6 protein-coding genes are annotated in these 11057 nt (G+C 40.5%); 3 read left to right on the top strand and 3 right to left on the bottom strand.

Annotation, left to right across the window (positions count from 1 at the left end; genetic code table 11):
• Window positions 1-153 precede the first annotated feature (153 nt).
• Window positions 154-588 carry a hypothetical protein gene (locus RM549_RS15485; protein ID WP_311686445.1) on the top strand — a complete coding sequence of 145 codons (435 nt, stop codon included), beginning with the start codon at window positions 154-156 and terminating at the stop codon, window positions 586-588.
• 64 nt (window positions 589-652) lie between these two features.
• Here RM549_RS15485 and RM549_RS15480 read toward each other — a convergent pair whose 3' ends face one another.
• Window positions 653-1750 carry an endonuclease/exonuclease/phosphatase family protein gene (locus RM549_RS15480; RefSeq protein WP_311686443.1) on the bottom strand — a complete coding sequence of 366 codons (1098 nt, stop codon included), beginning with the start codon at window positions 1748-1750 and terminating at the stop codon, window positions 653-655.
• Between the two features lie 89 nt (window positions 1751-1839).
• On the opposite strand from RM549_RS15480, the gene RM549_RS15475 reads away from it, so the two are divergent.
• Both RM549_RS15475 and RM549_RS15470 read left to right on the top strand, forming a co-directional pair.
• Window positions 1840-4668, top strand: coding sequence for a carboxypeptidase-like regulatory domain-containing protein (locus tag RM549_RS15475; protein WP_311686441.1), 2829 nt, complete (start codon window positions 1840-1842; stop codon window positions 4666-4668).
• 32 nt (window positions 4669-4700) lie between these two features.
• On the top strand, window positions 4701-6092 hold the full coding sequence (locus RM549_RS15470) for a DUF5689 domain-containing protein (protein WP_311686439.1): 1392 nt from the start codon (window positions 4701-4703) through the stop codon (window positions 6090-6092).
• On the opposite strand, the gene RM549_RS15465 is transcribed toward RM549_RS15470, so the two are convergent.
• Together RM549_RS15465 and mfd are read right to left on the bottom strand one after the other, a co-directional pair.
• Window positions 6089-7348 carry a DUF389 domain-containing protein gene (locus RM549_RS15465; protein ID WP_311686437.1) on the bottom strand — a complete coding sequence of 420 codons (1260 nt, stop codon included), beginning with the start codon at window positions 7346-7348 and terminating at the stop codon, window positions 6089-6091. The two genes, RM549_RS15470 and RM549_RS15465, sit on opposite strands and share 4 nt — an antisense overlap.
• A gap of 320 nt (window positions 7349-7668) precedes the next feature.
• On the bottom strand, window positions 7669-11052 hold the full coding sequence (mfd, locus tag RM549_RS15460; RefSeq protein WP_311686435.1) for a transcription-repair coupling factor: 3384 nt from the start codon (window positions 11050-11052) through the stop codon (window positions 7669-7671).
• Window positions 11053-11057 lie beyond the last annotated feature (5 nt).

The following is an 11057-nucleotide window of genomic DNA, read 5'->3' as shown; positions in this document are numbered from 1 at the left end:
AAATATTCTTATATTAAAACCACCCCAACCCGGGGTGGTTTTTTTATTTTAAAATTTTTTTGCGCCTAAAATTTATAGAATTTAATCAAAATCTACACAAGGCACCCAACACGCTTTTTAAAGAAAAACCTATCTTTGCTAAAAACTACATCTATGTATTCAACCGTTCAGTTTATCCACTCATATTGGGCCTATGTGGTACTTATCGTTTTACTTGTAGCATCTTTTAACGCTATAATTGGCTTTGCAAGCAATAAGGAATATAGTGCAACTAATTTTAGGATTGCCTTGTTCACCTTAATAGTTTCCCATATTCAACTTTTGATAGGAATCGTGCTTTATTTAACTCCCGCAAACCTTGCCAGATTCGATGGTGGCATGGGTGAAGTGATGCGTAGTTCCAGCCTTAGACTGTATTTGGTAGAGCATCCGTTGATGATGATTATCGCACTGGCTTTAATTACCATTGGTTACTCTAAGCACAAAAAGAAACTTACTTCCAGGCCAAAATTTAAGGTTCTTGCGATATTTTATACCTTAGGATTATTGGTGGTTCTTACCAGAATTCCATGGAGTACCTGGTTTTAATCATAACTCCGGTCCTTCCGAGGGTAGTGAATGGAGCTATTTTTTCAATTTTAGAGACAGTTAATTATTCTACCCCTCCGGGGGAGTTATAGGGGGCAGTTTCTTTTATCAAATAAATATACACCGGAAAATGGTCACTGTAACCACCGGTATATCCGCCATAACCATAACTTCGGAAGGGATAGCCTTTATACTGTCCGCCCGGGGTGACCAGGAAATCTTTATTAAAGATTCCCGCCCGGTAAAATTGGTAACTACTGTAATCTGATCCTGCTAAAGACCGACTCATGAAAATCTGGTCGAACAAATTCCAACTATCGCGATAAGCCAGCGTACCGTGTCCTTCTTTTAGCATTTTCTCCATAGGATTATAAAGCTCCTGAAACTTCAAATTTTCTTTTGAAGCCTTTGTTTTCAAAATCTTCTTGAAAGATTTATTAGCGGGATCGTCGTTAAAATCCCCCATACTTACAACTTTGGAATATGGATTTATCTCGTACAGGGAATCTATAATTTTCTTGTTTAATGCCGCAGCTTTTTCTCTCCGGTAGCTGCTCTTTGCTTCCCCTCCGCTTCGGGAAGGCCAGTGATTAACAATAAAATGTATCTCCTCACCCTCCAGCATACCACTTGCCACCAATTGATCCCGTGTGTAAACTCGTTTAGAAGGATCTTCTGCTTCATAAATCATTAGTCGGCGAGATTCGGAATTAACCGGAGCAAAAATATCTTTTTTGTATATTAATCCCACATCTATGCCCCTCCTGTCCGGAGAATCAAAATGAATAATTCCATAGTTATAGGCAGATAGATTAGGGTGGGCGATAAGCGTCTCCAGTACTTCGCGGTTCTCAAATTCACATAAGCCTATTATTGCAGGCGCAGATCCGGTAACGTCGCTTCCAATTTCTGAAAGTACCTTGCTTATTTTGGCAATTTTATCACTGTATTTTTCTTCAGTCCAAACATCTTTCCCGGTAGGTGTCCTGTCATCATCAAAAGTAAAAGGATCATCTTCAGTATCGAATAAATTTTCAACATTGTAGAAGGCAACGCTTAAAATATTAAAGGAATTCTGCTCCTGGCACATCAAATTTCGAGAGGGAAAAAATATTAACCAAACGACAAGTGCGCGTAAATAGAGGGGTTTCAGGCTGTTCATTAATCCTAGAATTATATTTTTATAAGTTGCTGAAAGTATGAAAGTTATGTGAAATAAATTGTTATCTTGCCCAACTTTTTGAAATAAAAATGGGGAAAAAGTTTCTTCTGGTTTTACTGTGGATTGGATTTCCCTACACCTCCTTTTCACAATCAACCTCCATCACGGGAAGTGTCGTAGACAGCTATTCCCTGGAGGAAATAACTTCAGTAAAAATACTGATAGAAGGTACGTTTCTGGAAACAGAAAGTGATGCCAATGGTCTCTTTATTTTTTCTTCTGAAGATATTCCGGAAGGAAATCAGGTACTCGTTTTTACAAAATCTGGCTATGCCCGGCAGAGAATGCCGGTAGTAATTATTAAGGGTGAAACCAAAAATTTAGGAGAAATTCTTCTAACCCGGGATTTATCTGAGGAACAAAGACAGATCGGCACCATTAGTCTTTCCGATAATGAGTTAAATGAAGAAGAAGGCAGTTTTGACAATCTTTCCGGACTCTTACAAGCCTCCAGAGATGTTTTCTTAAATGCAGCGGCCTATGACTTCAGCGCCACCTTTTTCCGACCCAGGGGCTTCGATAGCGAAAATGGGAAGTTGCTGATAAACGGAATAGAAATGAACAAAATCTTCAACGGGAGACCGCAGTGGAGCAACTGGGGCGGACTCAATGATGTGCAGCGCACTCAGGTTTTTTCAATGGGTATTTCTCCTTCCGAAGTAAGTTTTGGCGGCCTCGCCGGGACTACCAATATCATCATGCGCGCTTCAGAATATGGCGAAGGAGGCAGGATTTCCTACGCGGCTTCCAATCGCAGTTATACGGGAAGGGTCATGGCTACTTATAATTCTGGCGAACTGCCCGCGGGTTGGGCGTATTCGCTTTCCATTTCCAGGAGATATGCGCAGGAAGGATATGTCGAGGGTACTTTATACGATGCTAATTCGGTTTTTCTGGCGGTAGAGAAGGAGCTTTCGAAGAACCATAGCCTTAATTTCACTGCATTTTACACTCCCAATATCCGCGGAAAATCTTCAGCAAATACACAGGAAGTTTTTGACCTTAAAGGCCGTAGATACAATTCTTTCTGGGGCTATCAGGATAACGAAATTCGCAATTCCCGACTTCGGGAAATAAAAGAACCCATATTTATGTTGAACCATTACTGGCAAATTTCAGAAAATGTGCAGCTTAATAATAACGCTGCTTATCAGTTTGGAAGTGTCGGCAATTCCAGGATAGATTTTGGAGGAACAAATCGGGTTGTTTTCAACGATCAGGAAAGTTTTGTTGGCGGTGGTGCGAATCCAGATCCGGCTTATTATCAAAAATTGCCCGGATATTTTTTAAGGTTTGAGGATAATGCCAATTACGAAGCTGCTTATCGCGCGCAACAGGATTTTACCGATAATGGGCAAATTGACTGGCCCTCTTTGTACAGGGCAAATTTAAATGAAGCGGCCACAGGCGGGAATTCCATTTACGTAATTGCTGAAGATCGAAATGATGATAATCTGGTTACTGCAAATACTATTTTGACTGCCCGATTGAAGCAAAATGTGGAATTCAATGCAAAAATTAGCTATACAAGCCTAAAAAGTGAAAATTTTGCCTCCGTAAAAGATCTTTTAGGCGGTACCGGTTATCTTGACATCGATTTTTTTGCTGAAGGAACCACAGAAATGTCACAGGCTGATGCCGCACAGAGTGATCTTAGAAACAGAAATAGGATTGTTACTGAAGGGGAGCGATTTAAGTACAATTATGAACTTTTTGCAGATATAGCTGAAGCATTTGCCCAGGTTCAATATAAACTTAACAAGGTTGACTTCTTTGTCGCCGGAAATATTTCCCAAACCGCCTATCAGCGTAACGGACTCTTCCAAAACGGAACTTATGCCGATAATTCCTTCGGAAAAAGTGAGAGGCTAAATTTTACAAATTTCGGCCTTAAGTCCGGAGCTACGTACAAACTTTCCGGAAGGCATTTGTTTACCACAAATCTCGCCTACTATACAAAAGCTCCAAATCTGCGGAATTCCTTTTCGAATTCGCGGCAAAATAATGAGACGGTAGTTGGGTTGGAGAGTGAGAAATTCCGGTTTGGTGACTTGTCCTACCGTTTCCGTTCCCCAAAACTCAATCTTCGCTTCACCGGCTATTATGCTGAAATCCTTGATGCAACGGAAATTTCCTTCTATTACGCCGACGGACTTTCAGGATTGGGAAGAACAGGGACTACAGCTTTTGTTCAGGAGGTTTTGACGGGAATAGACAAGCAGCATCTTGGAATGGAGTTAGGAGCAGAAAGCCAAATAACTTCAACTATAAAGTTAAAAGCAGCAGCTGCTTTGGGACAATACATTTATGCCAACAATCCCATTTTGTACCTTACTTCCAGCAGTTTTGATGAAGCTGTAAATTACGGCACCTCGTACTTAAAGAACTACCATATTCCCGGCGGGCCACAACGGGCGGCGCAGCTCGGCTTTGAATATCGTGATCCGGATTATTGGTGGTTTGGAACGACAGTCAATTTCTTCTCTCACGGCTTTGCAGATGTGAGTCCGCTTACCAGAACTGCCAATTTCAGGACAGATGCAGATGGTTTGCCAATTTTGAGCTATGACGAAACTTTAGCAAAAAGTCTGCTGAAACAAGAACAATTTCAGGATTATGTGCTCGTAAATGCCATTGGTGGTAAATCCTGGCGGATAAAAGACCGGTATTTGGGCTTTTTCTGCAGTCTCAACAACATTTTTGATGTTTTATACAAAACCGGCGGTTACGAACAGTCCAGAAATGCCAATTTTATGAGTCTAAAGCAAGACAGGGAGCGTGATCAGCCGCTTTTTGCTTCCCGTTACTGGTATGGAAACGGAACTACCTATTATATTAATTTTTATTTGAGGTTTTAAGGTCGATAATTGCCATTTTAAAGGTGCACTTTATGAAAAGAAAATTTTATTTAACGCTGAATTTGACAGTTATAAGTCTGCTGTTGCTGAATTCCTGCGTAACAACAGATGATTATGATCTTCCGGAAATCGATAATATTGAAGTTGATTTTGAAGGAAATCTCACCAGTATTTCTGCAGTAAAAGGAAGTTATGATCCGGTAGCCGATGAGATTTATACATTTCAAAATACAGATACTTATTTTGAAGGTTTTGTGGTTTCCAGTGATGAAGGCGGCAATTTTTATAAGGAACTGGTGCTTCAGGATAAACCGGAAAATCCATTGGCAGGAATTGTAGTGCTGGTGGACGAGAATTCCCTGCACGAAACCTTCAACTTCGGAAGAAAAATTTATGTAAAGCTTGACGGACTCAGCCTTGGCTATAATAATGGATTACTTCAATTGGGCATTCAGAACAGGGGAGATGTGGTGGCAATTCCAAATTCTATGATTGATGAACATTTGATACGATCTGAACAAACAGCAGAAATTATTCCGCTTAGACTTAAAATTTCCGACTTTAGGGAACAATACAAAAACCTGTTTGTACAGGTCGAAAATGTGCAGTTTAACCGGAACCTGGTAAGAGATGAGCATATTTTCTCTTTTGCTTCAGAAACTATAGATGAGTATGATGGGGAACGGCAGTTGGAGAGCTGCGAGTCCGGCGCCACTGCAGTTTTAAGCACCAGTACTTTTGCCGATTTTAAGGCGCTGTTACTTCCGCAGCAATCCGGAAGCGTTAAGGCGGTGCTGAGTCGGAATTTCTATGATGACTTTTATGCACTGGTGGTAAATACGCCCGAAGATCTTAATTTTTCCGGAGAAAGATGTGATCCTGAGTTTTTTAAATGTGGCGATAACGAAACCATGGGGCCTGAAGTATTGTTTAATGAAGATTTTACTGATGTCTCCACACTCACTGCTTTAAATAGCCGTGGCTGGAAAAATCTTAATGTTAGCGGCGGAAGTGAAAAATTTAAACCAGGCACGAGAAACGGAAATCGCTACTTCAGAATTTCAGCTTATAATACTACTGAAAATCCGCTGGAAGCCTGGCTGGTAACGCCTGAAATAAACCTCGATGGAACTTCGGGAGAAGTTTTTTCAGCAGATATTTTAGCTTCTTTTGATAATGCTACAATCCTGGAAATCTATGTCACCACCAATTTTACCGGTAATCCCAAAACAACAGAATGGCAATTACTGGATGGGAATATTCCTGTAGGACCATCAAACCAAAATGGGACAGTTTTCAGAAATTCGAAAATTGATATTTCCTGCCTGGAAGGAACGGTTAATTTTGGTTTCCGGTACCATGGTGCAGTTCCGGATAAAACCACTACCTATGATGTGGATAATGTAAGAGTGACGGGTTATTAATCCCTCACAATTTTAATCTGAAATACTTCATAGACATTGTCGTAGGGGTATTCCATGTTTTGCTTCAAGTGCCGGATAATTCCATCCTCTAATTCCTGAGAGGATATAAGTGTATCTGTTTTAAGAATGGTTGCTTCAAAAGTAGCAATAGATCTATTATCTATTTGAATATTGTTGAAAGTCACATCTTTGTTCAATATCCTAATGTTCGGAATCTTCTTTAGTTCACTGTCCAGCACTTCGGCAAGTTCTGTATTCATACTGGCTTTGCTAAGAAATGGCGGCTGGCGGAATTGCCAATACATCATAGCTCCAATTCCTAATATTACGACCATAGTGGTAATTAGTCCTGTTTTCTTTACACCTTTTAGAAATCGTACTCCGTCTGGTGTTACTTTTCCGTAGAAATAAAAAACGAGGGTTGCCGCCAGGTGAATCCCCAGTAATTGTAGTAAAATCCTGAATAAACTACTAAAAACTACCTGCCAGTCCATCATGTAAAGTCCGGCGCCAATTAGACCTACCGGAGGGGCAAGGGAAGCTGCGACTAGAATACCCACAGCGGCGCCAGAAACCAAACTATCCCGCTCTGACTGGCAGATATTGATTGCTCCCGCAAATCCGGAAACCAGGGGCAGAAAAAGGGCAAATTTTGATACCTGACTTACTTCTTCCATAAGCGGAGTAAGAGTTGTTAAGGGAAAAAGTAGTGTAAGCAGAAAACTGGCAAATATCCCTGTTATTATAGCAATGGCATATCTCTTAAGGCTGCTTTTAAGAAGATCTGCTTTACCAGAGGCTGTTGCAAGGGCAGCGTTCATGGCAGGTCCTGCAAAAGGAGCTACCAACATTGCTGCCACCAGCAAATAGGCAGTTGTGGTAAAAAGACCAATCCAAACAATTATTCCCGCTACAAAAGAGTAGCCAATAAGACCAAACATAGAGCCTACACTCTGGATCCCGCCCAGATAAATTTCCAGGGAACTCTTCGGTTTTACGTCGGCAACCTGGTCTGGAGCTTCTGAAGCTGGGGGATATAAAGTAATTACTCCCCTGGGAATTAAGGTGATTTCTGGTTCCTCAAACTGATCTATTTTTTTTAGAAAGTCGTTCACCTTCTCGTTTGGTAGATAAATCATGAATACATCTTCATTTTCAGAGGAAATATCTATTGTATTTTTCCCGCCAAAATGATCAATGGCGTCCTGAACCTTCTCTTTATGACCTTTAGGAATCTTTAAAGTAAGTTGGCGCATGCGTAGCTTTTTGTATCCCCAGTAAGGAGTATCTTTTGTTTTATAGACATATTTAGTCCTTAAAAGATAAACAATACAGCAAAAAGTAAAGGTGACCTTAAGGGAATTTTAGGTTTTTTGTCGTCGAATGTCAGTTCGAGCGGAGTCGAGAACGTTGTTATTACGTAAATTCTGCTAATTACCCCTCGACTTCGCTCGGGGGGACATTTATTTAGAAACGCGATTGCGCTGGTTTTTGTCGTTTTCGAACGCTCTCAGCTTTGTCAGTTCGAGCGGAGTCGCGAACCTAACTAAAAGCTTCCCTCCCGGAAAATGTCAGCCTACGCCTGTACATCTTCTGTTTCTTTCACCCTTGTATCTAATGGCTCTAATACTTTTAAAGCTTTTTCTACAGAGGTGATCTTTTCAAAAGTTAATAATAAGCGTAAACCTGCACGGGTTTTCTTCTCCTTCATTTTGCATTTCTGAGGATGCGACTGCACATACTGAAGCACTTTTGTAAAAGTGCTGGTCTGGTAAAACCTGGATTGCTGATCTGCAATAAAATATCCGATAAGCTTATCCTGTTTTAGGATCACTTTCTCCAGTCCAATATTTGCAGCAATCCATTTCATACGGACGCTATTCAATAAATCTACAGCCTGTATTGGTAATTCCCCGAAACGGTCTATTAGTTCCCCTTCAAATTTCTGCAGTTCTTCTTCTGTAGTTATGTTATTTAACTGCGTATAGAGGTTAAGCCTTTCGGTAATGCTGTTAATATAATCATCAGGAAAAAGAATTTCAAAGTCGGTATCTATCTGTACCTCACTTACAAAAGTTTTATCCTCAATATCCTCATTTTCACTGTAAATGTCTTTAAACTCATTTTCTTTAAGCTCCTGTATGGCTTCATTCAAAATTTTCTGATAGGTATCAAATCCTATTTCATTCATAAAGCCGCTCTGTTCGCCACCCAGCAAATCTCCTGCACCACGAATTTCAAGATCCTTCATAGCAATGTTTAATCCACTGCCAAGTTCAGAAAATTGTTCCAGCGCAGTCATTCGCTTTCTTGCTTCTTCTGTCATCGCTGAATACGGCGGTGTAATAAAGTAACAGAAGGCTTTTTTGTTACTTCTACCCACTCTCCCACGCATCTGGTGAAGGTCAGACAGCCCAAAATTATTAGCATTATTAATAAAAATAGTGTTAGCATTAGGCACATCCAGCCCGCTTTCAACTATAGTCGTGGAGACAAGGACGTCAAAATCACCATTGATAAAGCTGTGCATTAATTTCTCCAGTTTCTTTCCTTCCATCTTTCCGTGGCCAATTCCTATACGGGCGTCGGGAACGAGTCGCTGGATCATTCCGGCGACCTCCTTGATATTTTCTACACGATTATGGATAAAGAAAATTTGTCCGCCCCGCTGAATTTCATAAGAAATAGCGTCTCTGATGGTTTCTTCAGAAAAACGTATGACGTTACTTTCTATGGGATAACGGTTTGGCGGAGGTGTGTTTATAGTAGATAAATCCCTGGCAGCCATTAAACTGAACTGAAGGGTACGTGGTATTGGTGTGGCCGTTAACGTAAGGGTATCTACATTTTCCTTGATAGTCTTCAATTTATCTTTCACCGAAACCCCGAATTTTTGTTCTTCGTCCACTATTAATAGCCCCAGATCTTTAAATTTAACTGCCTTGTTGACCAGTTGATGGGTACCAATGACGATGTCAATTTTACCATTTTCGAGATCTCTGAGCGTTTCTCGCCGTTCCTTGGCTGTTCTGAAGCGGTTTAGGTAATCTACAGTAACAGGAAAATCTTTTAACCGTTCTGTAAATGTCTGGTGATGCTGAAATGCAAGAATGGTTGTTGGAACGAGTACTGCAACCTGTTTCCCATTATCTGCAGCTTTAAAGGCAGCCCGAATGGCAACCTCGGTCTTTCCGAAGCCAACGTCTCCGCAAACCAGGCGATCCATTGGCCGCTCGTTTTCCATGTCTTCTTTTACAGCCTGCGTCGCAATGCTTTGGTCGGGAGTATCTTCATAGATAAACGAAGCTTCCAGCTCATGCTGCATATGCGAATCGGGCCCAAAAGCAAAACCTTTCTGCAAACGTCGTTTTGCATATAATTCTATAAGGTTATATGCAATATGTTTTACGCGGGCTTTGGTCTTATTCTTTAAATTTTTCCAGGCATTGCTTCCCAGTTTGTAAATTTTGGGAGCTTTCCCATCTTTCCCGTTATATTTTGAAATTTTATGTAACGAATGGATACTGAGGTAAAGAATATCACGTTCCCCGTAAAACAGTTTAATCGCTTCCTGTTTATTCCCTTCAACATCTATTTTTTGAAGTCCACCAAATTTTCCAATTCCATGGTCAATGTGCGTGACATAGTCGCCCACTTCCAGGCTGGTGAGTTCTTTTAGCGTAATCGCCTGCTTTTTTGCATAGCCGTTCTTGAGGTGAAACTTATGATAACGCTCAAAAATCTGATGATCGGTATAACAAATATTTTTAGCCTCTTCATCTATAAAACCCTGGAACATTGAAAGGACGATCGTCTGGTATTTTACTTCCCGTTCCTGATCGTCAAAAATGTCGTGAAAGCGCTTTGCCTGTTGCTGGCTAACACAAAAAATGTAATTCTTATAGCCCGCTTCCTGATTCTGAATAAGATTATCGATTAACAAATCGAATTGTTTATTGAAGGAAGGCTGCGGTTTGGTTTGAAATTCTATAATTTTTTTCGGATTCAAATACGCCTGATTGCTTAATTCCACAACCGAATAATCCAGAATCTGCTTTTTTAAAAGTGAAGCGTCACAAAACAGCTCCTTTGGCTCGCTGTGCTTAATATCTTCGGAAAGATTTTTAAAAGCTTCTTCGGCTTTGCTGAAAAGTTTGTCTACCTGGGCAGAGAAAACTTCCATGTCTTTTGTAAAAATCACGGTTTTTTCTGCTATATACTTCAGAAAACTTTCCCGGACTTCATCCAGCTTTTTCTTCTCCACATTTGGCATAATGGAAATTTTCTTCACTTTATCTGTAGAAAGCTGGGTTTCTACATCAAAACTTCTAATGCTGTCCACTTCATCCCCAAAAAATTCGAGACGGTAAGGTTCATCATTACTGAAGGAAAAAACATCTATAATTCCACCTCTCACCGAAAATTCACCCGGTTCTGTAACAAAGTCAACACGACGAAATCGATATTCAAATAATACTTCGTTCACAAAGTCTATCGAAAGACTGTCGCCAAGGGAAATTTTCAAAGTGCTTTTATCAAGCTCCTTCCGGGTCACCACTTTTTCAAAAAGTGCATCGGGATAAGTGACGATAATTGCCGGTTTCTTTCGTGAATTTATTCGGTTTAAAACTTCCGCACGTAGTAAAACATTGGCATTATCGGTTTCTTCAATCTGGTAAGGCCTACGGTAACTTCCGGGATAAAAAAGGACATTTTTCTCACCAACGAGCTGCTCAAGGTCGTTCAGATAATAAGCAGCTTCTTCTTTGTCATTAAAAATCAGCAAAAAAGGATTTTCAGCTTCCTTAAAAGCGTTGGCAAGCACAAAAGAAAGTGATGAACCAACGAGTCCTTTTAATTGAATTTTTGCCGCTTCTTTCTCGGAAATGGCAATAGCTTGCTGCAATTCCTGTTGGTGCAGGGATTGTGCAAAGCTTTGGGCAATAGCAGATTTACTCATTGCCG

Source organism: Autumnicola patrickiae (assembly GCF_031846525.1).
Classification (GTDB): domain Bacteria; phylum Bacteroidota; class Bacteroidia; order Flavobacteriales; family Flavobacteriaceae; genus Autumnicola; species Autumnicola patrickiae.
This window is presented reverse-complemented; position numbering and strand designations above follow the sequence as displayed.